Raw genomic sequence first — 21,814 nt, 5'->3', positions numbered from 1 at the left:
GCCGCTTCACACGCACGCGAGGCATTCTGCTTCCCCATGGACGCAGGCATAAACCCAACTACAGGCGATTTGACAGGCCAGCGAATTTCAACGCTGGCAAACGCCGTGTACCTGCGTCTTAGAACGCCTTTGGGCAGTTACTGGGCCGATCCGTTACTGGGCTCGCGACTTCATGAACTGCGCCGGGAAAAAGACAAAGCCCGCGTAGGTAATTTCGCCCTGCAGTATTCCCAGCAGGCGCTTAAGGGCCTGATCGATGACGGCAGGGCTACCTCTATTGATGTGACCGTCGAGCAGAAGCACGATGGTTGGTTGCGATTGTTGATCGAAGTCGAAGCCCCGGCAGGTCGTCAAACTTTTGAACATCTCGTGAGCGTGATTTGATGCCTTATACCGCTCCCTCATTCGAAACCATTCGGACTCGCGCATTGCGGGATATACGGTCGCAGTTACCGGACGCCGACATCACCAGCGACAGCGATAACTACGTGCGCGCCAGTTCGGTTTCGGCAGTGGCAGAAGGTATCCACCAGCAAAGCGCATGGACTGCCAGGCAGATCTTTCCTGATAGCGCGGACTTCGGCGAACTCAAGAAACACGCCGCCACTCGCGACGTGTATCCGAAGTCGGCGACGGTGGCAGGTAGCACTATCGCTCTCACTGGCACAGCCGGGCGCACACTCCCAGTTGCCTCTCAGGCCCGTCATAATGCTAGCGGCACCGTGGTCACTACCACGGCTACGATTACCTTTGGAGCCGATGGCACTGCCGTTGCGCCCGTAACCACAACCGAAACCGGCGCAGCGCTCAACGGCTTGGACGGTGCAGCGACGCTGACCAGCCCGCCACTAGGTGTGGACAGTGCCTGCACCCTGGCAGCGCTCAAGGGCGGTACGGACGATGAGAAACAAGAGAGCCTCTTAGCCCGTTACCTGGACGTGCTCCGCAACCCGCCGAGCGGCGGAAACATGGCCGACTACCGGCGCTGGGCGTTGTCGGTGGACGGTGTATCCACGGTGCTGGTCATTCCCAAGCGCCGTGGTGGTAACTCTATTGATGTGGTGATCACCTCGGCAGGCGGACCTTCGTCAGCGGGTATCATCGCCGCATGCCAGGCCTATATCGATAGCGTGGCTCCGGCTGGGGCTGATATTTGGGTGTTTACTCCTGCCGTGCTCAGTGTGGACTTGACGCTACGTTTGGCACCGGCAGTCGGTTACGTACTGGCGGATCTGCAAAGCCCTGTCGAGTCGGCGGCTGCTGGTGTCATCGATCCGCTCGCACCGTTGGAGACCCTTTATCGTATTCGCCTTACAGCAGCAATCAGCAGCCTAGCCGGTGTCCTGGACTTCGACCTGGTTACGCCTGCGGCCAACGTATCGGCGTCCAGTGACTCGTCGATGGTCAAGTGGATCCGTCTTGGTACCGTCACCCTGGAGCCCATGACATGAGCGATCTACTTATAGAGCAGCTCCAGGCATTACTCCCGCCTGTCTCTTATGACCCAAAGGGCGAAGTACTTCTGGCTCAGCTAACAGCTGAAAGCGTAGCCCTCGGCGACGCGCTGACGGCGTTGGAGGCAGTCGGGGCGGCGATCTTTCCGGCCTCGGCCGCAACCTATCTCTCTGACTGGGAGCGGGTGTACAACCTCACAGCTGCGACCGATGCCACCATGGATGACCGTGTACAGGCCGTTGAGGCCGCCATGGCTGACCTGGGCGGTCAGTCTATTCCTTACTTCATTCGGATGGCTTCCCTGTTAGGCGTAGAGGCCACTGTCGAGAGCTTCAGAACTCCAGTCGTTGGCCTATTGAATACAGGCGACCCGATCTACTCAGGCGACTGGCCCTTCACCTGGCGCGTGAATGCGCCGCTTTTGGCATTCACTAATGCGGCAATGGAGTCTCGGATTACCGGTCGGCGACCAGCAAATACAGACGTGGTGTTTGGCTACGGCAAAGAAGTCGTCGACGGCATCGCCGATAAAGTGGACCAACTGTTCAATGTCGTCCATTACGTGGTGCCCGCCGCCGTGATCGGCATCGAGGACCATTAGCTTGCAAAGAATTTCGAGCCAGGCCGATTTTGTCTCGGTCCTGGAGTTGTTTCGCTACGGCATCGCTGCCGGTGAAGTGGCGCCAACGTCACTAAAGGCTAGTACGCAGTTGCCCAAGGCTATGCAGCTCTTCGGGCCAATGGAGAAAGATGATGACTGATATAGCAGCGCTGGAGAGCTACGCCGGGCAGTTGTCGGAAGCGGCGCAGCGCTCGCGTGGGGCGGCGGAAAAACAGCATCAATATATTCATGGCGATGCCGCGACCGATGTTGTTACTGAGTCAGGGCCGGTGCCGACAATTGCAAAGCAAGCCCGCTTGTCTCTGGAGCAATCGGCGGGTCTAGAGCTGGAACTTGCCAGCGCAGACGATGCCACCAAAGGCGCGAATTTAATCGGCGACAAGGGGACTACTGTCAGCGCGGCCCTAGCGCTGAATCTGCGAAAACCGAGGAAAGTGTTCAGCAAGCTTTTTGCGGCTGCATCGGCTATCAGCCATCTGCGAGTGGTCATTCTTGGTGACAGTTTGGCCGGGGCCAAAATGCTTCAGCTCAACGCCTCACTGGATCGCAGGATGGGCGGGGTTAACATGAGTGGCGTCAACAGTGCTGGCACAGGCTCTGGTGACGGGCCGCCCACTGGCGGTTATGACCTTTCGCTTAGCACCGCTTCGCTCGTGACGGCGGAAACTTTTCAGTATCAATATTGGCCTACTGGGCTCGTCAGCCGTCTTAACGATGGCGCGTCAGCACTTTGGGTGCGTTCGGGATCTTCGCCAACCTTTACTGATGTGAAGGTGTATTACATCAAAGAGCCCTCAGCCGGTACGCTAAGTCTTTCCGTCGGCGGTACCGTCGTGGCAACCGTCTCCGCTGCCGCTGGTGTTACTGGTCTTGGCGTTTTGTCCTACACGCAAGCAGCCGCTACTGCTGCTGTGCTGACCACCGTATCTGGCGGGCCGGTACGTGTTGTCCTTGTGCATACCCGCAACACCACCGTGTCCGGTCTTGACCTGCATCAAACCATGAACCGAGGTGGCCTGTTGCTGGCCGATGCAACGGCCTCCGCGCAAGGGCGCGCGATTTGGCAGGCGGCCCTGACTGACATCAACGCGGACCTCATCACCTTTGAGATGGACGACGACTTCGGGGATGGGGCGGCCGCTGATGCATCGCTCAACTATCTGATAGGTATTCTTGATGCGTCCAGTCCATATGCGGACAAGCTGTTCATTGGGTCAACACCGAGAACCCTAAACGACTCGCTCAAGATGAGGTCCGGGCATTACCTGAAGGGCTTCTGCGGCAACAAAGGGGCGTCGTATCTGTACTTCGACAGCTACCACCTCCTGGGAACGCATGCCGAGATGAACACCATCTTCGGGGCTGACGATGGCGTCCACCCGGTGGCCGCAGTCCAGGCCTATGCCGCTGAGATGCTCTGGGAGTTTCTGGGGCTTAACGGATTCAACTTAGGGTTCGTTTCTCGGGCAGTCAATGACCGGGGAACCCCATCCAGGCTTGCGCGCGGTACAACCATTGGTGACCGCCCAGGCAGGGAAATTTCGATCACAGGGGACGCCTCCTCGGGGTCGGATTTTACGCTGACCATGACTCGCTCTTTTGCATTTGCCAGCTCCACCGGGGTGGTTCTTCGCAGGACATCGTCGCAACCCGGTGTGGTTTCCAACGTCGAGCCCATGGCCACTGACTTCGACACACCCGCGAACGTGCGCAAGCGCAACGTGGTCACGTCGACAGGGATTGAGATCACCCAGCTCGTAAAAACCGACAACCCAGGCGGCATGCAACATCTACGCGCGGGGCTGTACTTCAACAGCTTTACGCGCGCACAGCTATTGGCTCTCAGTGCGGCGAGCAACACCGGGGCACTGGCATTTTGCTCGGACTGCACCGGTGGTGCTCAATGGGTCTATGCGAGAGGCACCAACGCGCAGGACTGGGTCACAGTGGCCGGCAATTCCGCGATCTAAACTTCAAGAGGCGACCAGCATGGCACTTACACTGGATTTGATTTACAAAAACGTAGAGGTCAAGGGCGCTTATGTCACTGTGGCAGTGGTCACCTTGGGTGCAGATAAGGCGGAAATGAACTTCAGCGTTCAGACCTGCGCCCAGGCTAACGGCGACCCCTTGACGTATGTGTACCACACGACACGCTACGACATGGACGGTGAAAACCCATTCAAGCAGGCGTACGAGTACTTAAAAACGCTGCCTGAGTTCGAAGGCGCCGCCGACTGCTGAAACAAGTAACTGATCAATACCCGCATTTGCGCGCACGGGGCGAATCTCGGGGCCGTAGGAGTTTTGCTTGATGGATAGAATATCTGCTTTCACAGACCTAACGACGCCTGGCGGAGCCTTTCGATATGGCACTAACGTGGGCGGAGTCGCTCCCACTCCAGTCAAAGCCGAATGGCTCAACCTGGTCCAGGAAGAGCTGTGTCATTTCATCCTTGCTTATCTTCCTGCCCTAGATGCTGAGGACAACACTCAGGTGTTAAAGGCGATTCGGGCAGCGGTTGCTAGCTATGCGGTGAAGGCAACGTCATTGGCCGGGTACGGCATTATCGATGCGTACACGAAAAATCAGACTGACTTTCTACTGTCCGGGAAAGCAAACAATGCTATCACTCTCGCCGGTTATGGCATCGGCGATGCCTACACCAAGACAGCAACCGATTCACTTCTGAATTCACTGCATCAGACTATTCAGGCAGCGCTGGACGCTCTTGACTCTGCAAAACAAAACAAGAACACAGCGTTGTTGAGCACCAATGGGTGGAAGCTGGATAGCGCTACGGGGCTTTTGGAGCAGTGGGGGCAAGGCGGCGTAGGTGCCGACGGCGTGAGTGCCCCAATAGACTTTCCAACGCCATTTGCGGAGGTCTACAACTGCTTCGGCAACAAAATATCTCCTAATGCCACAGACGGTGATGGCAACTCGGCGGGTGCTTATGCGGTAAGCAATACGCAATACAGGCTGTTTAACGATACGGTGAACTATGGGGTAACGGTTCACTGGCGAGCGATTGGAAAGGCGCCAGGCTACTGAAGTGCCAAATCTCCCGCTAAATGTTAGGGGTTCTGGTAGGCCTCGCTGGTGCCAAGTGATGCGTCAAGTGGTGCCAAATCCGACGCGCGCTTACAACCACGTACGCCAAGGTATCGCGGTGATCGATCGAGGTGTGCACCTGCACCCGCTTGATATTGGCCACCAACTTGGCGATCCGCTCCTGCATCCCCAAGCGCTTGCCGCCGCTGCGAATGTCCTCACACTCCAACGGCACCATCACCACCTCGGCAGAGGCAATCACACTGTCATCAAACAGCTGCAACACCATCCGGTCCCAGCGCTCGCCGGTCGCGCAATACAGCGAATGGGCGGCGTTGCACAACTCACCGGAGGTGGTGCACAGGCTGATGGCGGTTTGCGGAAAGCGGCGCTTGAGCTTGACGGCGACCTGGTCGATGTCCAGGTGAGGGGAGATGAAACCGGTGATCAGGGTGGGTGTGATGCGCAGGGTGGCCAATGAGGACTCCAATTCATTGGCGGTGCAGGTGAGGGTGGTGGTGCCTTGACGATCGGCCCGGGCTTTTTTTAGAAGGGAAAGTGGGTTCATAGGGCTGGCTCGAACGGGTGGAGGGGCGCAGGTCATAGGCATGCGGTTAGTAGGGTTATCGGCGGGTTCGGTGAGGGCTGGAGGGGAGGACGCAAAGATGCGACGAATGAGCGCAGGGCACTCCCTCTTTGGGTTTGTCAGTCAGAAAGACAAGAAATAACCGGCTCATCATTCAGGTGATGTGAGCGGCCATTCGCGGGAAGATGGGTTAAGGGGTTGCGAGCGGTAATACTGGCGGGACTAGGAAGTTACTTACGAATTCCTACTTTCATGTATGACAGTGCTGTCCTTCGTGTTTTTAGGAAGTACTTGGCTTTCTACGGTAATTAAATCGTGCAATGGTAGGGGCGTGATGCTTACAGCTGGATTGATTTGAACCTGACATGTTAATAACTGACGCTAGGGTGATGATTATGAAAGGCACGATTGTATGGGCGCGCGGTATTACTCAAAGACGAACGTTGCTCGCTTTGTTAGCGGTTTTTGTAACGTCTACTCATGGGACTGCTTTTGCGGCAGAAAACGCTATTACTAAAACAGCAGCGCCCAACCCCGTTCTTGTTTTATCTAACTCTGACACCCAGCCAGGCGTCGGGCTTGCGAGTTTCAATGTTTTGGCTGCGGATATTCCCCAAGGTACACTCATTGACCCCAAACAGTTGTTAGAGATTCAATGGAATACAACTTATTATCCTCAGGGCATTAGAGAAGTGGTACAGCTGTGTTACTCCCGGCCGTTCAGCTCTCAAGAGGACTGTAGGGAAATCTATCCAAATTCATCCGGGACATTGTCAGACTTTAATGCTCAGGCTTTCGGGCATGGCTCACGAGTCGTGATCTACCATCGTGTATTTGGCGGTACGCCACGTTATGTAAATCCTGCCGGCACCGACTCAGTGACATTCCGATATCGATATTAATAAAACAAAAAGTACTCGCAGCCTATTTGGCTGCGGGTTGCTTTCCAGATTTGACAATAGACTTTTCATCGCACCGTTGCTGTTTTCCCAAGCCAAGGTGAATGCTCATGGTCATTATCAATCCTGCCGCATCGTCGGCTTACAACCCCGTGGCAAACAGCTCAGTCAACGCCACGCCTCGCTCTTCGGTGTCGCCAGGCGATGAAGTCAAACCCGATACCTATGGTTCAGCAACCGATAGTGGCACCTTCAGCTCAGTCTCAATCCTGGCTCAGCAATTGAGTGAAGCCGCAACGCGTGCCGAAACCCGCATCGGCCAAAACGATACCAGCCTGCTCGACTCGATTACCGGCGATCAGTACTTCGTCAACCAAGCGCAGCACGACGCGCAGGTCCCCTCTACCGATAACCCGGATCTCCTGGCACGGGCTCGACAAGCGACCGGCTTCGTCAACGGTTCTGATACCAACCCGTTCAAGGGCCTCACGCGCGATCAACTCCAGCTGATTGCCCACGACGACGGCGGGCCTTTCACCCTCAATGAGCGACGTGCCGCATGGGAAGAGCTGCGATCGATGGAGCCTCCGGCGCCGGCCAAGTCCAATTCCCACCGTGACCTCATGATTTCGCGCCTGTTTGGTAGCAACACCGAGCCACCGGTCGCCAAGCCACCGTTTACCCGCTTCAATGGCACCCTAAACCCTAACCTTTTCCTTAACCGCGAGGATCGTGCCTTGTTCGCGGATATGTATGCTTATGCGCAGGCGCAGGGAGTGGATTTGGTTTATGTCGATGCATTGGCCATGACACTCGGCACCTATCGTCATCACAGCGATGGCCGCCAGCTCTTGGGGGGCAACACCGGCTATGACGCGGAGCGGTATCGAGTGACTTTCGATTTCAAGCCGGAAGATGCTGCAATCGCCTCACGCGTCCTCAATGGTTCGGCGATCAACAGTACCCGTATCGACCAGGGTTTTTTGCGATACATCCTGCATCCAGACCATGGAGCGTTCATGAACATCGGGGGGATACCGTTCCTGGAGAAGATGGTGAACAAGTTCTCCAGCGAGGGCGATCAGCAACCGCCGCTGGGCAGCGAGTTCGCCACCTACACGCGAGTCCGGATCGAGGATCACATTGTTCGCACCACGGACAAGTCCATAAGGCTGCCGCCCTCCGAAGCACTCTCGGGTATCGTTAATGGCGTATGGGGCCTGACCGAAAAAGGCAAGGCGGCTGGCTATAGCATCGACCCGGTCACCGGCCGGATGAGCAAGCCAGCCAACGCCCCTGATGATCAAGCGTCGCCGTCCTCTACCCTGAATGCCCCTGTGGATACGGCGCTCAATCGCAATGCCTTCGACACCCTCGCAGACACCCGCGACCAGCCCAACGCACGATGGATCTGGCCCGGCCATCTGTTCAAGTTGATGAGGGGGTTCAAACCTTGAGGCTTGGGTGAAGACGGTCAAGGGCGGTCCTCTATCACCGCCGGTTGGGGGGCAATGGCGCAAGAGCGCGGCGTAGCCAGCCCCCGAGGCTTCTCAACGTCATGAGCGGACGTTAACGGCAGCGATTCGAAAGGCGCAGCTTCAGCGGGACTGAACACCGTGGACGTTCATCCGTTGGTCATAAATCAGACGGAAGGCACATAAGGTGTCTAAAGTTGTTCTGTACTGCGCAGATAAACCCTATGTCGTTTATATCCGCAACAACGTTCAAGGATCGAACTCATGACCCAGCGTCAAGCCAGCCGCATTTCCCCTACCGGTCATCCGCGTTTTCGCTGGTTTGCTTTCATCCCGGTCCTGCCCGCCGTCGTGTGGATATTGGTGCAATCAACTTCTGCGGCCAACCTGGCGGCCTGCGCGGTACTGGTGTTGATCGGCTTCGGTGCCTGTGCCTGGAGCGCGGGTTCGCAGCGTGACGCCACGCGGCGAGCCATTGCGCGTGCGCAGGCGGATCAGGCCGACGCGGACGCGGCACATAACGGCATGGCCGCGCGGGCACAGCTTGATGAAGTGTTGCTGGGCGCCATGCCGATCTGGGCCAAGCAGGTGGAAAGCTCGCGCCATCAGACCGAAGAAGCCATTGTGAGCCTGGCCAACCGTTTTACCGGCATTGCCGCACGGTTGCAGGAAACGGTACAAGCCTCGCAGCACGCTGCGGGTGAGCTGGATGGCCAGGCCGCCGACGGCGCGCTTGAGGTGCTGGCGCGCAGCGACAGTGAGCTGAGCCAGGTGATCAATTCGCTCAAGGCGACCCAAAGCAGCCGTGACCAAACCCTGGCCCAGGTCCGTAGCCTCACCGCCTATACCGGTGAACTGCGCACCATGGCCGCCGACGTGGCGGCGATTGCCGCGCAAACCAACCTGCTGGCGCTCAACGCGGCCATCGAGGCGGCGCGGGCTGGCGAAGCCGGTCGTGGCTTCGCCGTGGTGGCCGATGCGGTGCGCAGCCTGTCGAGCAAATCCAGTGAAACCGGCCAACAGATGTCGGCCAAGGTCGACATCATCAATAACGCCATTACCCAACTGGTACAGGCCGCGTCCAGCAGCGCCGACCAGGACAGCCACTCGGTGGCGGCGTCCGAAAACAGCATTCAAGTGGTGCTCGAGCGCTTCCAGAACATCACCGGGCGCCTGGCCGAGTCCGCCGACCTGCTCAAGCAGGAAAGCTACGGCATTCGTGATGAGATGACCGAGGTGCTGGTCAACCTGCAATTCCAGGACCGGGTCAGCCAGATCCTCAGTCACGTGCGAGACAACATGCACGCCTTGCATGACCACCTCCTGCAGGCCAGCCAGGCCCCTGACCAGGCGATCGCCGTCGACGCCCGGCAGTGGCTGGCGCGCATGGAAGCCACTTATGCCACCGACGAGCAACGGCGCATCCATCATGGCGAAGCGGCCGTGCAGCAGAATTCTCAAGACATTACCTTCTTTTAGGAGCACCTCATGGCGAAGAATGTATTAGTGGTCGACGACTCCAGCAGTGTGCGGCAAGTGGTCGGCATTGCCTTGAAAAGCGCCGGTTACGACGTGATCGAAGCGTGCGACGGCCGGGATGCCCTGGGCAAGCTCACCGGGCAGAAGGTGCACCTGATCATCAGCGACGTAAACATGCCCAACATGGACGGCATCACCTTCGTCAAGGAGGTCAAGAAGCTGGCCAACTACAAGTTCACCCCGATCATCATGCTGACCACCGAGTCCCAGGAATCGAAGAAGGCCGAGGGCCAGGCCGCTGGCGCCAAGGCGTGGGTGGTCAAGCCGTTCCAGCCGGCACAGATGCTGGCAGCGGTCTCAAAACTGATTCTGCCCTGACACCCGGCGCCAGGGAGGCTCCCATGCCCATCACCCATGAAACGTTCGATGACACCACCCGCGTGTGCATTGACGGCGAACTGACGATCTACACCGTCGCCGAGCTGGCGGGCGCGCTGCTGCCGCAGCTGGGCGCGACGCCACGCATGGCACTGGACCTGTCGCAGGTCACGGAACTGGATGGCGCCGGCCTGCAATTGCTCGCGGTCATCCAGCGTGAAGCCGGCATCGCCGGCACAGCCTTGAGCGTGATCGGCCAGAGCCAGGCGGTCACGCAGGCACTCCAACTGTGTCGCGGCGCGGTCTTGTAGTCAGCGCCATCCACGTTCATTGATCGACAAGGAAAGTTCAGGTGAGCATCAATCTCGATCAGGCACAGCAGACATTCATCGTCGAGGCGCGCGAGCTGTTGCAAGCCATGGAGCAATCCTTGCTGCAACTGGAAAGCGAGCCCGGCGACCAGGATGCCATTGGCGCGATTTTCCGTGCTGCCCACACCATCAAGGGTTCCGCCGGCCTGTTCGGCCTGGAGCCTGTCGTGAGTTTTACGCATATTGTCGAGGACGTACTCGACCGCCTGCGCGACGGCAGTGTGGCGGTCGATGCCACGCTGATCGCGATGTTGCTCAAGTGCGGCGACCATATGCTCGAGTTGATCGACGTCGTCGCCCATCGGGGCGAAACGTTGCAGCCCGAGGCCCTGGAACGTGAAGCGGCATTGCGCGAGGCGCTGAGCACGTATCAGGCACCTGGCACCCCGGCCCAACGCGTCGAAACCGCCGCGGCCTGCACAGGCACTCCCACCGACGTGCTGTGGCACATCTCCCTGCGCTTCGGCGCGGATGTGTTCCGCAATGGCATGGACCCGCTGTCGTTTCTGCGTTACCTCGAGACCTTGGGGCAGATGATGCAGGTCACGATCCTCACCGATAGCATCCCGGCCTTGGAAAGCTGGGACCCGGAGAGCTGCTACCTGGGTTTCGAGATCGACCTGCGCTCGACAGCCAGCCACGCCACCCTCAACGAAGTGTTCGACTTCGTGCGTGACGATTGTGAAGTGCACATCGTTGCCGTCGATCCCACGCCCGACAGCGACCTGGGCAGCGAACAGGTCACGCCGGCAGAGCAAGGCGCCATGACGGCTTCGGCGCAGCGCCAGCCGGCAGCCAGCGAGGCGAAACCCCGGGACGGTAATTACGTGCGGGTCAATGCCGACAAGCTCGACGAGTTGATCAACCTGGTCGGCGAGCTGGTGATTGCCAGTGCCGGCGCGAGCCTGCTGGCCCGCTCCTGTAACAACGACCCTCTGCAAGAGGCCACCTCGACGGTATCGGGGTTGGTGGAAGAGATCCTCGATGGCGCCCTGCACTTGCGCATGATCCCCATCGGCGACACGTTCAACCGCTTCCGCCGCGTGGTGCGCGATATCAGCCAGGAGCTGGGCAAGGACATCGAACTGATCATCAGCGGCGCGGAAACCGAACTGGACAAGACGGTTGTCGAGAAAATCGGCGACCCACTGATGCACCTGCTGCGCAACGCCATGGACCACGGTATCGAAAGCGCCGATGCCCGGCGTGCGGCCGGTAAGTCGGCCAAAGGCCATTTGAGCCTCAATGCGTACCATGACTCGGGGAGCATCGTCATTGAAATCGCCGACGATGGCGCCGGGCTCCACCGTGAACGCATCCTGGCCAAAGCCCAGGAGCGCGGGCTGGTGGCCAGCGGTGCGGTGCTCACCGACCAGGAGATCTACAACCTGATCTTCGAAGCGGGTTTCTCCACCGCCGAGGCCGTGACCAATCTGTCCGGGCGTGGCGTGGGCATGGACGTGGTCAAGCGCAATATCACCCTGTTGCGCGGCACCGTCGACCTGGACAGCCGCCCCGGCCAGGGCACCGTGGTGCGCATCCGCCTGCCGCTGACGTTGGCGATCATCAATGGGTTCCTGGTGGGCATCGACCAGTCCACTTATGTGATTCCGCTGGACATGGTCCAGGAATGCATCGAACTGGATGAGCGCCAGCGCCAGTCCAGCCGCGACAAGGGCTACCTGGACCTGCGTGGCGAAGTGTTGCCGCTGGTGGACCTGCGCGACCACTTCAGCCACGAAGGCCCCGCCTCGCGCCGCCAGAATGTGGTGGTGGTGCGCTACGCCGAGCACAAGGCCGGGCTGGTGGTCGATGAGCTGCTCGGGGAGTTCCAGACCGTGATCAAACCCCTGGGCAAGTTGTTTGGCGCACTGCGCGGCATCAGCGGCTCGACCATATTGGGCAGCGGCGCGGTGGCCCTGATCCTGGATATACCGGCACTGCTCAACCAAATCGTACAACTGGAAGCCCGCACGACCCAGGTGCCTCAATCGCCACCGGCCGTCGCTCGCTGACGTATTCGCAACTCCATGGAGGTTCCCCGATGAAATGGTTCTACGATCTTAAGATTTCCACCAAGTTGATCAGCTCGTTCCTGGTGGTCCTGGCGCTTACCGCCGCCATGGGCGGCTTCGCCATCCACCAGCTCGGTGCGGTCAACCAGGCGGCCCAGGACATCAAGGGCAACTGGATGCCCTCCATGCGCGCAGCGGCCGGCATGCGTTTTTTTGCCGCCAACTACCGCTTGAAAGAAAACCGCCACATCGGTACCGAGATTGCCGAGGAAAAGGCCCAGGCTGAACGTGAGGCCGTGGACTCGCGCCAACAGTTCGAAACCCGCCTCGGGACCTATGAGCAGTTGTTGTCCAACGATGAAGACCGTCAGCTCCTGGCCAGCGTGAAAAGCGCCTGGGCCTCCTACCTGGCGACCAGCAAGCAGTTGCTCGAGCTGTCCCGGCAGAATCAGGAAGCCCAGGCGCGCGGTTTGCTCAGGGGCGAGTCCAAGGAGCATTTCGATGAAGTGACCAGCCGCTTGCAGAAAATGGTCGAGCTCAACGACGGCGGGGCGACCATTGCGGGTGACAAGGGCGCGGCGCTGTACGAAAGCGCACGCGTGTCGATCATCGCGGTGCTGATCGCCGCCTTGTTGATTGGCCTGGGCCTGGCGATGTTCATTGCGCGGATCATTTCCCGTCCGTTGAAGCAAGCCGCGACTGCCGCCGAGCAATTGGCCGAAGGCAACCTCAACGCCCACATCGAGCCGGGTGCCAAAGATGAAACCGGCATGGTGCTCAACGCCATGCGCAACATGGTCGGCAAGCTGGCACATATCATCGGTGAAGTACGCAACGCCGCCGATAACCTGGCCAGCGCTTCCGAGGAGGTCAGCGCCACTGCGCAATCGATGAGCCAGGCCACCAGTGAACAGGCCGCCAGCGTCGAGGAAACCAGTGCATCGGTCGAGCAGATGAGCGCCAGCATCAACCAGAACACTGAAAACGCCAAGGTCACCGACGGCATGGCCAGCAAGGCCGCCAAGGAAGCCACCGAGGGCGGCGAATCGGTACAGCAGACGGTGGTCGCGATGAAGAAAATCGCCCAGCGCATCAGCATCATCGATGACATCGCCTACCAGACCAACCTGCTCGCCCTCAATGCCGCCATCGAGGCCGCTCGGGCCGGTGAGCATGGCAAGGGGTTCGCCGTGGTGGCGGCCGAAGTGCGCAAGCTGGCCGAACGCAGCCAGGTCGCCGCCCAGGAAATTGGCGAACTGTCCTCCAGCAGCGTGGACATGGCCGAGAAGGCCGGCAAGTTGCTTGACGAAATGGTGCCCTCGATCAACAAGACTTCCGACCTCGTGCAGGAAATCAGCGCCGCGTCCGAGGAACAGGCCGCAGGTGTCGCGCAGATCAATACGGCGATGACCCAGCTCAACCAAGTGACCCAGCAAAATGCTTCAAGCAGCGAGGAACTGGCCGCCACCGCCGAAGAAATGAGCAGCCAGGCCGAGCAACTGCAACAGGCCATGAGCTTCTTCGTGCTGGATTCAACGCCCAAGGCCGCGGTTCAAAGCAGCAGCGTGGACAGCCCTGGCAGCAAGCCCAACCGTCAACCGCCACGCCCGAAACCACAGGCGCCGCGCAAGGCCTTCGCCTACAGCATGGCCAGTGCCCCGGACGAATCGGAATTCACCCGCTTCTGATCACAAGAATCGATGCGGGCCTACAGGGAGAATGACATGGGCGCAGTGATGACGACTCGGCATGCCGCGGTTGCGGTGGACGAGGACGCGCAATACCTGACCTTTATGCTTGGCGGCGAAATGTTTGCCCTCGGCATTCTGGGGATCAAGGAAATTATCGAATACGGCAGCCTGACCGTGGTGCCGATGATGCCCGCCTTCGTGCGCGGGGTGATCAACCTGCGTGGCGCGGTAGTGCCGGTGGTCGATTTGTCGGCGCGCTTCGGCCGGGCCAATTCGGCGATCACCCGGCGTTCCTGCGTGATCATCATCGAGGCGAGTACCGAAGATGGCCAGCCCCAGGACATCGGGCTGCTGGTCGATACGGTGTCTGCCGTGCAGGAGATCCCCGCCACGCAGATCGAGCCGCCGCCCAGCTTCGGCGCGCGGATTCGCGCCGATTTCATCAGTGGCATGGCCAAGGTCGACGGCAAGTTCGTGATTGTGTTGGAGGTGGACAAGGTGCTGTCCATCGATGAGATGTCCAGCCTCGCCGAGGGCGGCCAGGCGCCGGCTCTCGACCTTGACCTGCGTTGAGGCCCGACCATGCCAGACACCGCCGTTATCGACGATCGTGAATTCGGCCAGTTCCAATCCTGGCTGTACCGCGCTGCCGGCATCAACCTGTCGCCGGCCAAGAAAGCCCTGGTGGCCGGGCGCCTGTTCAAGCGTCTCAAGCACTATGAGCTGCAGAGCTATGGTGAGTATTTCAAGCTGATCATGAATGACCAACGCACGGGCGAACTGCAGGTTGCCCTGGATTTGCTGACCACCAACGAAACCTATTTTTTCCGTGAGCCCAAGCACTTCGACTTCCTGCGTCAACAGGTGCTGCCCAAGGTCGTGCCGGGCAAGGTGTTTCGTGTGTGGAGTGCGGCCAGCTCCTCGGGCGAAGAACCCTACAGCCTGGCGATGACCCTGGCCGAGAGCCTGGGCACCACCCCCTGGGAAGTGGTCGGTTCGGACATCAGTACCCAGATGCTGGCCAAGGCGCGCAGTGGTCATTACACCATGGAGCGCACCGAGACGCTGCCCCAGCCGCTGCTGACCAAGTACTGCCTCAAGGGCATTGGTCGCCAGGAAGGCACCTTCCTGATCGACAAGACCTTGCGTAACCGGGTCAATTTTGTCCAGGTCAACCTCAACGAAGCGCTGCCCGCACTCGGCGAGTTCGAGGTGATCTTCCTGCGCAACGTGATGATTTATTTCGACCAGCCGACCAAGAGCCAGGTGGTTGCGCGCCTGTTGCCGCTGCTCAAGCCCGGCGGTTACTTCATCATCAGTCATTCGGAAAGCCTCCACGGTGTGAATGACACCTTGAAGCTGGTGGCACCGTCGATTTACCGCAAGCCATGAAAAAGCCTGTCGGCGTGGCCGAAGTGGTATTGGCACCTGGGCAGGTCAGCTTTGCGACGCGGCCGACGCGCCTGCGCACTTTGCTCGGTTCCTGCGTAGCTATCACCTTTTGGCACCCGCAACGGCAGATCGGCGGCATGTGCCACTTCATGCTGCCGGGGCGCTTGCGCAACCATCAGTCCCTGGACGGCAAGTATGCCGATGAGGCCCTGGAACTGCTGGTGCAACACGCCCACCTCAATGGCACGCAGGCACAGGATTACCAGGTCAAGCTGTTCGGTGGCGGCAGGATGTTTCCCGAACAGCAACGCCAGCGGCCGACGCAGGACGTGGCCAGCCTGAATATTCGCGCGGCGCTGGCCTTGGCCGAGCGCTATCACCTGCACTTGGCGGCCCAGGACATGGGCAGTACCGGTTACCGCACGATCATGTTCGACCTGTGGAACGGCAACGTCTGGGTTCGGCACCAACCAATGGGAACACTTCAACAAAATGCCTAACAAAAAAATCAGTGTGCTGCTGGTCGATGACTCGGCCGTAGTACGCCAGGTGCTGCTGGCGATTCTCAGCGATACACCGGATATCCACGTGATGGGTGCCGCCTCTGACCCGATCTTTGCCATGGACAAACTCGCCCGGGAATGGCCGGATGTGATCGTACTGGACGTGGAAATGCCGCGCATGGACGGCATCACCTTTCTGAAGAAAATCATGAGCGAGCGGCCGACGCCGGTGGTGATCTGTTCCTCGCTGACCCAGAAAGGCGCGGAGACCTCCCTGCAAGCGCTGTCGGCCGGTGCCGTGGAAATCATCACCAAGCCCACGACCGGGCTGAAGAGTTTCCTGATCGAGTCGGCGGCCGAGTTGGTGGCCGCGATCCGTGCCGCGGCGAACTCCAACGTCAAGAACCTGGGAAAGCGCGCCGCCAGCCCGGCGCCGTCACTGGCCCCGCCCAGCAAGCTCAGTGCGGATGCGATCCTGCCCGCCAATGGCCACGCCATGGCACAGACCACGGAACGTATCGTCGCCATTGGCACCTCCACCGGCGGTACCCAGGCACTGGAGGCGGTGCTGACAGCATTGCCGAGGGTGTGCCCCGGCATGGTGATCGTGCAGCACATGCCCGAGAAATTCACCGCCTCCTTTGCCGAGCGCCTCAACAGCGTCTGCGAGATCGAGGTACGCGAGGCGCGCAACAACGACCGCATCCTGCCCGGCCTGGCCTTGATCGCGCCTGGCGGCAAGCACCTGATGGTCACCCGCAGTGGTGCCTATTATCACGCCCAGGTGATCGACGGGCCGCTGGTCAACCGGCATCGGCCGTCAGTGGATGTGCTGTTTCGCTCGGTGGCCAAGTTCGCCGGCAGGAATGCCACCGGCATCATCATGACCGGCATGGGCGACGACGGCGCACGCGGGCTCAAGGAGATGCTTGAGGCCGGAGCCGCCACGGTGGCCCAGGACGAGGCCAGTTGCGTGGTGTTCGGCATGCCCAAGGAGGCGATCAAGCTCAACGCCGCCCAGCGCATCATGGCGCTGGAGGACATTCATCAGGCGATCTTGTACAAGTGAAGGTGAACGCCAGCCAGTCATAAACATCGACGAGTCCCACTCAAGCGCACAAACCGGCGGATCTGGACGCAACTGCAGGCTACGGAGCAAGGCGCTAAGGCTTCTTATAGGCCATGTACTCGTTCTGCAACACGATGTGATCGGCCAGGTACTTCGCGTCATGCCAAACCCCATAGATAAACGACGATGCGCGGTTCACCAGGTTTGGCAGGCCCAGGAAGTAGATGCCGCTCTGCGCCGAGATCCCGCGTTTGTGGAACGGCTCGCCGTTCTCGTCGAATGCATCCACCTTCAACCAGCCGAAATCAAACGTGAAGCCAGTGGCCCAGAGGATCGTGGTCACGCCGGCTTCGGCCAGGTTCAGGCTGAGGGTCGGGTTAATCAGGCATGCCGGGTCGGGCAGCAGCTTCCAGGCTTCGGGTTCCGGTGGAAATGCCAGGCCGTTCGACTCGATATAGGCATCCGCCTCACGCAGGACGTCAAAGTACGCACGATCCCCTTCGGCCACGTTCTCGGCCAGGCCGGGTTGGAAGGTCATGATGCCGTCGTTCCAGCCCTGGGTGACGCCCACCAGGTGGATGCCTTGGTGCGCCAGGCGCCGGAAGTCGACGGTCTTGCCCCCTTCGTAGCCGCTGACGGCGAAGGCAACGTGTTTTTTCTTCGGCTGGATTTTGACTTCGTCCCACAGGCCTAGGGCGCCGAGCCACCAGCAGTAGTCGCGGCCGCGGTAGGCGCGGGGAGGGCGGTAGTGTTCGCCGACCGAGAGGTACACGGTCTTGCCGGCCTTTTGCAGTTCTTCGGCGATTTGCGCGCCGGAGGCGCCGGCACCGACTACCAGGACGGCGCCTTCGGGCAGTTGGCCGGGGTTTTTATAGGTGGAGGAGTGCAGTTGGTGCAGCGGTGCGGTGGCGGGGACGATGTTCGGGATGGCGGGGCGTTGGAACGGGCCGGTGGCGGCCACCACGTTGGCAGCCTCGATCACGCCGGCCGAGGTGGTGACTTTGAAGCCGGGGCGGCCGACATGACGCTCCACTTGGTGCACTTCTACGCCGGTGCGCACGGGCGCCTGTAACCGCTCGACGTACGCTTCGAAGTAGTCAGCCATGCGCTCCTTGGGCGGGAAGGCTTCGGGGGAAATGCCTTCGAACGTCAGGCCGGGGAAGCGGTCGTGCCAGGCCGGGCCATTGGCGACCAGCGAGTCCCAGCGCTCCGAACGCCAACGTTCGGCGATGCGGTGGCGTTCCAGCACGATATGCGGCACGCCCATCAGGGACAGGTGTTCGCTCATGGCGACACCGGCCTGGCCTGCGCCGACGACCAGGGTGTTGATGGTTTCTACTGACATGTGCGTTTCCTGGAAAGTGAGAGGTTTATCAGCGACGCCGACGTTCCGATGCGAGCGTTGTCGAGCGCCCGCGGGGAGCTGCTGTGTTTTCGAGTGCGCATTCAAGGCTTGAGCAACTCGGCCACGGCGGTAAGTGCCAGTTCGTAACCCAACGCCCCGAGCCCGGCGATGACGCCGGTGGCGGCCTTGGAGAGGTAGGAGTGATGCCGGAAGCGTTCGCGCTTCCAGATATTGCTCATGTGCGCCTCGATGATCGGGCCGTCGAAGGCCAGCAGCGCGTCGAGGATCGGCACCGAGCTGTAGCTCAGCCCGGCGGCGTTGATCACAAGGGCGTCAGCGTGCAGGCGCGCTTCTTGAATCCAGTCCACCAGCACGCCTTCGTGGTTGCTCTGGCGAAAGTCCAGCCTCAAGCCCAGTTCGGCGGCGTGGCGTTGGCAGCGTGCTTCGATGCTGGCAAAACTCTCATTGCCGTAGGTGCCGTTGCTATCCAACCCATACAGGTTGGCGTTGGGCCCATTGAGGAAATACACGGTGTGGGGCATGGGGTTCTCCTGCTTAGTGCGCGACGCTCAGCACGACTTTGCCGACATTGGCGTTGGCTTCCAGCAGCCGATGAGCTTCGGCAGCCTGGGCGAGGGGGATTTGCGCATGCAGCTGCGGGCTGACCAGGCCGGACGCCAGCCAGGGCAAAACGCGGGAGCGGATGCACACCGCCAGGCGGGCTTTTTCGGCGTGGCTTTTAGGGCGTAGGGACGATGAGGTGAGGCTCAGGCTTTTGCGCATCAACAGGCCCAGGTCCAGCTCAATGTGCGCGCCTTGCAGGAACGACAGGCTCACATGCCGACCCCCCATCGCCAGCGCCGCCAGGTTGCGCGCCACGTAGGGGCCACCGACGTTATCCAGGACCACGTCCACGCCGCGATCTTCGGTGCAGTCCTGCACCACCCGGACGAAGTCTTCCGTGTGGCGGTCGAGCGCGCGCCAAACGCCGAGCGCTTGCAGCATCGCGACTTTCTGCGCGCCGCCAGCGGTGGCGATCACCCGCGCACCGGCAGCCTGGGCGCACTGCACGGCGAAGCTGCCGACGCCACTGGCGGCGCCGTGGATCAGCACGCTGTCGCCACTGCGCAGGCGCCCCAGTTCAAACAGGTGGTGCCATACCGTAAACGCGGCTTCCGGTATGCCGGCGGCGTGGTGCAATGACACGCCCACGGGTACCGGCAGGCAGTGCGCCGCCTCGGCCACACAGTACTCGGCGTAGCCACCGCCGTTGAGCAGCGCCATCACGCGATCGCCCACGGCAAATTCGTCCACATCGCAACCCCGTGCAACCACGATGCCTGCCGCTTCCAGGCCCAGTACGTCGGTGACACCGGGCGGTGTCGGCAAGCCGCTGCGTTGCATCAGGTCCGGGCGGTTGACACCCGCGGCCGCGACACGAATCAGCACTTCGCCAGGCTGGGGCGACGGCACCGGGCGTTGCACTAACTGCAACACCTCTGGCCCACCGGGCTCGCGGGCGATCACCGCGTTCATACGGTCCAATCGTCCGGCACCACGGCGATCACATCGATCTCCATCAGCCACTCGGGCTGGCCCAGGCCGGAAATCACCAGCCCGGTGGAAATCGGGAACACGCCCTTGAGCCATTTGCCAACCTCCTGGTACACCGGCTCGCGGTAGCGCGGGTCGATCAAATAGGTGGTGGTCTTGACGATGTGCGACAGGTCGGAACCGGCTTCTTCCAACAGTTGCTTGACGTTTTTCATCGCCTGTTCGGCCTGGGCGCGCGGGTCGCCGAGGCCGACCAGGTTGCCGTCGAAGTCGGTGCCGATCTGGCCGCGCACATAGATGGTATTGCCGGCGCGCACGGCCTGGCACAGGTCGTTGTCCAGCGCCTGGTTGGGGTAGGTTTCTTTGGTATTGAACATGCGGATACGGGTGTGGGTCGGCATAGCAGGCAACTCATTGCAAGCGGGATGAGTTCAGCTTCACATCGCCTCCGTTCTCGCGAAACCAGCATTTGCGCGGGGTAGTGCTTAGGAAAATCCGAAGCCCGTGCAGGTCATCGGCGCGCGCAGGACCCGGCACGAACCCTGCAACGTCGCCTGCACAGTCATTGTTGAGGGGCAGGTGTGATGCTCAGTCGTATTACTCAGCGTCAACTGGAGTATTTTGTGGCGTCGGGAGAGGCGGGCAGCATCAGTGCGGCCGCTGAGCGCATTCATGTGTCATCGCCGTCGATCTCGGCGGCGATCACCCATATGGAAGCCGAACTGGGCATCCAGTTGTTTATCCGTCATCACGCCCAGGGTATTTCCCTGACCGCCGTGGGGCGCTTGGTGATGCAAGAGGCCAAGCAGATCCTGGAGCAGATGAGCAACCTCTATACCATCGCCTCGGAATCATTGAACACGGTGCGCGGGCCGTTGCGGGTGGGCTGCCTGGAGTCGCTGGCGCCGATGATCACGCCCGAATTGGTGTTTGGTTTTGGTCGCGCGTTTCCCGGCGTGCGGTTGACCCAAACCGAAGGCAACCATGAGGAACTGCTGGAAAAACTGCGCAGCGGCGAGCTGGATATCGCCCTGACCTACGACCTGGTAACCAGCCCGGACATCGACTTCCAACCCCTCGCGCACCTGCCGCCCTATGTGATGGTCGGCGAGTATCACCCGTTGGCCAGCCTGTCGGCGGTCAGCATGCAGGACCTGGAAGCGTACCCGGTGGTGCTGCTCGACACGCCCTGGAGCCGCGACTATTTCCTCAGCCTGTTTATGCAGGCGGGCACCACGCCGAACATCATCATGCGCTCCACCAACCTGGAAACGGTGCGGGCGATGGTGGGCAATGGCATTGGCTATTCCTTCGCGAATGCGCGGCCCAAATCGAACATGTCCCAGGACGGCAAGCGGGTGATCCGCCTGCGCCTGGCCGGGGCGCATCGGCCGATGAAGCTGGGCTATGCCACTGCGAGCAACACCCAGCTGTCGCGCGTGGTGTCGGCATTTGCCGAGCGCTGCCGCATGTTTGTGTCCGACCAGTACATCCCCGGCATGGCGCCGCCGAGCTTTTTTGACCCCCATGCGGTGCGCTCGCTCAGCAGTGTGAACTGAGAATGCACCAGAAGGTGGCGTTCGCGGCACGCTGAATTGCAGCGTGCACCCTTTTAGCCAAACCACACAGTCTGTTCACTGTAGGAGGGGGCTTGCTCCCGATTGCGGAGGGGCAGCCGGATGATGGGGTGCTGATGCACCGCTATCGGGGCATGGGTATCTACACAACTTTTGGCATGGCCCTGAACCTGTGGCGAGGGAGCTTGCTCCCGTGACGGCTCGGGAGCCGACGACTATCTAACTGATGCATCGCGACCTAAATGTGGGAGCGGGCGGTGCGACGATTCGACTTGCCCCCGATGGCGGCCTCTGGGCCGACTATTTTTTTGGTTTGGACCGGGTACATATCCGTTGCTGCGGTAACGG

General features: G+C 60.5%; 24 protein-coding genes. 19 read left to right on the top strand and 5 right to left on the bottom strand.

Going from position 1 to position 21,814, the window contains the following annotated elements; all coding sequences use genetic code 11:
• The first annotated feature begins 36 nt into the window (after nucleotides 1–36).
• The 7 genes from AC1Q6I_RS14565 (at nucleotide 37) to AC1Q6I_RS14535 (ending at nucleotide 5,132) form a co-directional block, all read left to right on the top strand.
• A complete protein-coding gene (locus AC1Q6I_RS14565) occupies nucleotides 37–384 on the top strand; it encodes a phage GP46 family protein (RefSeq protein ID WP_102623642.1) in 348 nt (115 codons plus the stop codon).
• Nucleotides 384–1,451 (top strand): baseplate J/gp47 family protein, encoded by a 1,068-nt coding sequence (locus AC1Q6I_RS14560; RefSeq protein ID WP_102623643.1) that lies wholly within the window; start codon nucleotides 384–386, stop codon nucleotides 1,449–1,451. Before AC1Q6I_RS14565 ends, AC1Q6I_RS14560 begins: the two co-directional genes overlap by 1 nt.
• Nucleotides 1,448–2,056, top strand: a complete 609-nt coding sequence (locus tag AC1Q6I_RS14555; protein WP_102623644.1) for a putative phage tail protein — start codon at nucleotides 1,448–1,450, stop codon at nucleotides 2,054–2,056. Before AC1Q6I_RS14560 ends, AC1Q6I_RS14555 begins: the two co-directional genes overlap by 4 nt.
• Nucleotide 2,057: 1 nt before the next feature.
• On the top strand, nucleotides 2,058–2,216 hold the full coding sequence (locus AC1Q6I_RS14550) for a hypothetical protein (RefSeq protein ID WP_177429292.1): 159 nt from the start codon (nucleotides 2,058–2,060) through the stop codon (nucleotides 2,214–2,216).
• A complete protein-coding gene (locus tag AC1Q6I_RS14545; protein ID WP_146015747.1) occupies nucleotides 2,206–4,047 on the top strand; it encodes an SGNH/GDSL hydrolase family protein in 1,842 nt (613 codons plus the stop codon). Before AC1Q6I_RS14550 ends, AC1Q6I_RS14545 begins: the two co-directional genes overlap by 11 nt.
• Before the next feature lie 19 nt (nucleotides 4,048–4,066).
• On the top strand, nucleotides 4,067–4,321 hold the full coding sequence (locus tag AC1Q6I_RS14540) for a hypothetical protein (protein WP_102623646.1): 255 nt from the start codon (nucleotides 4,067–4,069) through the stop codon (nucleotides 4,319–4,321).
• Nucleotides 4,322–4,391: 70 nt separating this feature from the next.
• Entirely contained in the window at nucleotides 4,392–5,132 is a 741-nt protein-coding gene (locus AC1Q6I_RS14535; RefSeq protein ID WP_102623647.1) for a gp53-like domain-containing protein, read from the top strand.
• A 16-nt stretch (nucleotides 5,133–5,148) separates the two neighbouring features.
• On the opposite strand, the gene AC1Q6I_RS14530 is transcribed toward AC1Q6I_RS14535, so the two are convergent.
• Nucleotides 5,149–5,700: an FIST N-terminal domain-containing protein gene (locus AC1Q6I_RS14530; protein WP_371858342.1), complete on the bottom strand. Its 552-nt coding sequence runs from the start codon at nucleotides 5,698–5,700 to the stop codon at nucleotides 5,149–5,151.
• Nucleotides 5,701–6,113: 413 nt separating this feature from the next.
• Between AC1Q6I_RS14530 and AC1Q6I_RS14525 the strand changes: the two genes are divergently transcribed.
• From AC1Q6I_RS14525 to AC1Q6I_RS14475, 11 genes are all read left to right on the top strand, one after another.
• Nucleotides 6,114–6,620, top strand: a complete 507-nt coding sequence (locus AC1Q6I_RS14525; protein WP_143036974.1) for a hypothetical protein — start codon at nucleotides 6,114–6,116, stop codon at nucleotides 6,618–6,620.
• Nucleotides 6,621–6,727: 107 nt separating this feature from the next.
• Nucleotides 6,728–8,074 carry a hypothetical protein gene (locus AC1Q6I_RS14520; RefSeq protein ID WP_102623648.1) on the top strand — a complete coding sequence of 449 codons (1,347 nt, stop codon included), beginning with the start codon at nucleotides 6,728–6,730 and terminating at the stop codon, nucleotides 8,072–8,074.
• A gap of 282 nt (nucleotides 8,075–8,356) precedes the next feature.
• Nucleotides 8,357–9,571, top strand: a complete 1,215-nt coding sequence (locus AC1Q6I_RS14515) for a methyl-accepting chemotaxis protein (protein WP_102623649.1) — start codon at nucleotides 8,357–8,359, stop codon at nucleotides 9,569–9,571.
• Nucleotides 9,572–9,580: 9 nt separating this feature from the next.
• A complete protein-coding gene (locus AC1Q6I_RS14510; protein WP_024076566.1) occupies nucleotides 9,581–9,949 on the top strand; it encodes a response regulator in 369 nt (122 codons plus the stop codon).
• A 23-nt stretch (nucleotides 9,950–9,972) separates the two neighbouring features.
• Nucleotides 9,973–10,260 (top strand): STAS domain-containing protein, encoded by a 288-nt coding sequence (locus AC1Q6I_RS14505; RefSeq protein WP_024076565.1) that lies wholly within the window; start codon nucleotides 9,973–9,975, stop codon nucleotides 10,258–10,260.
• A gap of 41 nt (nucleotides 10,261–10,301) precedes the next feature.
• Nucleotides 10,302–12,335 carry a chemotaxis protein CheA gene (locus AC1Q6I_RS14500; RefSeq protein WP_102623650.1) on the top strand — a complete coding sequence of 678 codons (2,034 nt, stop codon included), beginning with the start codon at nucleotides 10,302–10,304 and terminating at the stop codon, nucleotides 12,333–12,335.
• A 29-nt stretch (nucleotides 12,336–12,364) separates the two neighbouring features.
• Nucleotides 12,365–14,023, top strand: a complete 1,659-nt coding sequence (locus AC1Q6I_RS14495) for a methyl-accepting chemotaxis protein (RefSeq protein ID WP_024076563.1) — start codon at nucleotides 12,365–12,367, stop codon at nucleotides 14,021–14,023.
• Between the two features lie 36 nt (nucleotides 14,024–14,059).
• Nucleotides 14,060–14,599 (top strand): chemotaxis protein CheW, encoded by a 540-nt coding sequence (locus tag AC1Q6I_RS14490; protein ID WP_024076562.1) that lies wholly within the window; start codon nucleotides 14,060–14,062, stop codon nucleotides 14,597–14,599.
• A 9-nt stretch (nucleotides 14,600–14,608) separates the two neighbouring features.
• The gene (locus tag AC1Q6I_RS14485; protein WP_024076561.1) at nucleotides 14,609–15,418 is read left to right on the top strand and encodes a CheR family methyltransferase; all 810 of its coding nucleotides are present in this window, start codon (nucleotides 14,609–14,611) and stop codon (nucleotides 15,416–15,418) included.
• Nucleotides 15,415–15,918 carry a chemoreceptor glutamine deamidase CheD gene (gene cheD / locus AC1Q6I_RS14480; protein ID WP_024076560.1) on the top strand — a complete coding sequence of 168 codons (504 nt, stop codon included), beginning with the start codon at nucleotides 15,415–15,417 and terminating at the stop codon, nucleotides 15,916–15,918. Before AC1Q6I_RS14485 ends, cheD begins: the two co-directional genes overlap by 4 nt.
• The gene (locus AC1Q6I_RS14475) at nucleotides 15,911–16,990 is read left to right on the top strand and encodes a protein-glutamate methylesterase/protein-glutamine glutaminase (RefSeq protein WP_024076559.1); all 1,080 of its coding nucleotides are present in this window, start codon (nucleotides 15,911–15,913) and stop codon (nucleotides 16,988–16,990) included. Before cheD ends, AC1Q6I_RS14475 begins: the two co-directional genes overlap by 8 nt.
• Nucleotides 16,991–17,084: 94 nt before the next feature.
• Here AC1Q6I_RS14475 and AC1Q6I_RS14470 read toward each other — a convergent pair whose 3' ends face one another.
• The 4 genes from AC1Q6I_RS14470 to AC1Q6I_RS14455 all read right to left on the bottom strand — a co-directional run bounded on the left by AC1Q6I_RS14470 (nucleotide 17,085) and on the right by AC1Q6I_RS14455 (nucleotide 20,290).
• Nucleotides 17,085–18,335, bottom strand: coding sequence for a flavin-containing monooxygenase (locus tag AC1Q6I_RS14470; protein WP_024076558.1), 1,251 nt, complete (start codon nucleotides 18,333–18,335; stop codon nucleotides 17,085–17,087).
• A 101-nt stretch (nucleotides 18,336–18,436) separates the two neighbouring features.
• Nucleotides 18,437–18,877 (bottom strand): type II 3-dehydroquinate dehydratase, encoded by a 441-nt coding sequence (locus AC1Q6I_RS14465; protein ID WP_024076557.1) that lies wholly within the window; start codon nucleotides 18,875–18,877, stop codon nucleotides 18,437–18,439.
• Between the two features lie 13 nt (nucleotides 18,878–18,890).
• On the bottom strand, nucleotides 18,891–19,871 hold the full coding sequence (locus AC1Q6I_RS14460) for an NAD(P)H-quinone oxidoreductase (RefSeq protein ID WP_102623651.1): 981 nt from the start codon (nucleotides 19,869–19,871) through the stop codon (nucleotides 18,891–18,893).
• Entirely contained in the window at nucleotides 19,868–20,290 is a 423-nt protein-coding gene (locus AC1Q6I_RS14455; protein WP_024076555.1) for a RidA family protein, read from the bottom strand. The genes AC1Q6I_RS14460 and AC1Q6I_RS14455 overlap by 4 nt, the downstream gene beginning before the upstream one ends.
• Nucleotides 20,291–20,473: 183 nt before the next feature.
• On the opposite strand from AC1Q6I_RS14455, the gene AC1Q6I_RS14450 reads away from it, so the two are divergent.
• Nucleotides 20,474–21,448 (top strand): LysR family transcriptional regulator, encoded by a 975-nt coding sequence (locus AC1Q6I_RS14450; RefSeq protein ID WP_069076168.1) that lies wholly within the window; start codon nucleotides 20,474–20,476, stop codon nucleotides 21,446–21,448.
• Nucleotides 21,449–21,814: the final 366 nt, after the last annotated feature.

This window comes from Pseudomonas sp. MPR-R2A5 (genome assembly GCF_058793055.1).
Note: the sequence above shows the minus strand (reverse complement) of the source record. Positions and strands in the feature narration are given on the sequence as shown.

Bases quoted from the DNA above. Each gene is read 5' to 3' on its own strand.
- AC1Q6I_RS14525 (WP_143036974.1), top strand. From the start codon at position 6,114: ATGAAAGGCACGATTGTATGGGCGCGCGGTATTACTCAAAGACGAACG.
- AC1Q6I_RS14460 (WP_102623651.1), bottom strand. From the start codon at position 19,871: ATGAACGCGGTGATCGCCCGCGAGCCCGGTGGGCCAGAGGTGTTGCAG.
- AC1Q6I_RS14455 (WP_024076555.1), bottom strand. From the start codon at position 20,290: ATGCCGACCCACACCCGTATCCGCATGTTCAATACCAAAGAAACCTAC.
- AC1Q6I_RS14495 (WP_024076563.1), top strand. From the start codon at position 12,365: ATGAAATGGTTCTACGATCTTAAGATTTCCACCAAGTTGATCAGCTCG.
- AC1Q6I_RS14560 (WP_102623643.1), top strand. From the start codon at position 384: ATGCCTTATACCGCTCCCTCATTCGAAACCATTCGGACTCGCGCATTG.
- AC1Q6I_RS14470 (WP_024076558.1), bottom strand. From the start codon at position 18,335: ATGTCAGTAGAAACCATCAACACCCTGGTCGTCGGCGCAGGCCAGGCC.
- AC1Q6I_RS14490 (WP_024076562.1), top strand. From the start codon at position 14,060: ATGGGCGCAGTGATGACGACTCGGCATGCCGCGGTTGCGGTGGACGAG.
- AC1Q6I_RS14515 (WP_102623649.1), top strand. From the start codon at position 8,357: ATGACCCAGCGTCAAGCCAGCCGCATTTCCCCTACCGGTCATCCGCGT.
- AC1Q6I_RS14505 (WP_024076565.1), top strand. From the start codon at position 9,973: ATGCCCATCACCCATGAAACGTTCGATGACACCACCCGCGTGTGCATT.
- AC1Q6I_RS14475 (WP_024076559.1), top strand. From the start codon at position 15,911: ATGCCTAACAAAAAAATCAGTGTGCTGCTGGTCGATGACTCGGCCGTA.
- AC1Q6I_RS14555 (WP_102623644.1), top strand. From the start codon at position 1,448: ATGAGCGATCTACTTATAGAGCAGCTCCAGGCATTACTCCCGCCTGTC.
- AC1Q6I_RS14530 (WP_371858342.1), bottom strand. From the start codon at position 5,700: ATGAACCCACTTTCCCTTCTAAAAAAAGCCCGGGCCGATCGTCAAGGC.
- AC1Q6I_RS14565 (WP_102623642.1), top strand. From the start codon at position 37: ATGGACGCAGGCATAAACCCAACTACAGGCGATTTGACAGGCCAGCGA.
- cheD (WP_024076560.1), top strand. From the start codon at position 15,415: ATGAAAAAGCCTGTCGGCGTGGCCGAAGTGGTATTGGCACCTGGGCAG.
- AC1Q6I_RS14535 (WP_102623647.1), top strand. From the start codon at position 4,392: ATGGATAGAATATCTGCTTTCACAGACCTAACGACGCCTGGCGGAGCC.
- AC1Q6I_RS14510 (WP_024076566.1), top strand. From the start codon at position 9,581: ATGGCGAAGAATGTATTAGTGGTCGACGACTCCAGCAGTGTGCGGCAA.
- AC1Q6I_RS14465 (WP_024076557.1), bottom strand. From the start codon at position 18,877: ATGCCCCACACCGTGTATTTCCTCAATGGGCCCAACGCCAACCTGTAT.
- AC1Q6I_RS14540 (WP_102623646.1), top strand. From the start codon at position 4,067: ATGGCACTTACACTGGATTTGATTTACAAAAACGTAGAGGTCAAGGGC.
- AC1Q6I_RS14485 (WP_024076561.1), top strand. From the start codon at position 14,609: ATGCCAGACACCGCCGTTATCGACGATCGTGAATTCGGCCAGTTCCAA.
- AC1Q6I_RS14545 (WP_146015747.1), top strand. From the start codon at position 2,206: ATGATGACTGATATAGCAGCGCTGGAGAGCTACGCCGGGCAGTTGTCG.
- AC1Q6I_RS14520 (WP_102623648.1), top strand. From the start codon at position 6,728: ATGGTCATTATCAATCCTGCCGCATCGTCGGCTTACAACCCCGTGGCA.
- AC1Q6I_RS14450 (WP_069076168.1), top strand. From the start codon at position 20,474: ATGCTCAGTCGTATTACTCAGCGTCAACTGGAGTATTTTGTGGCGTCG.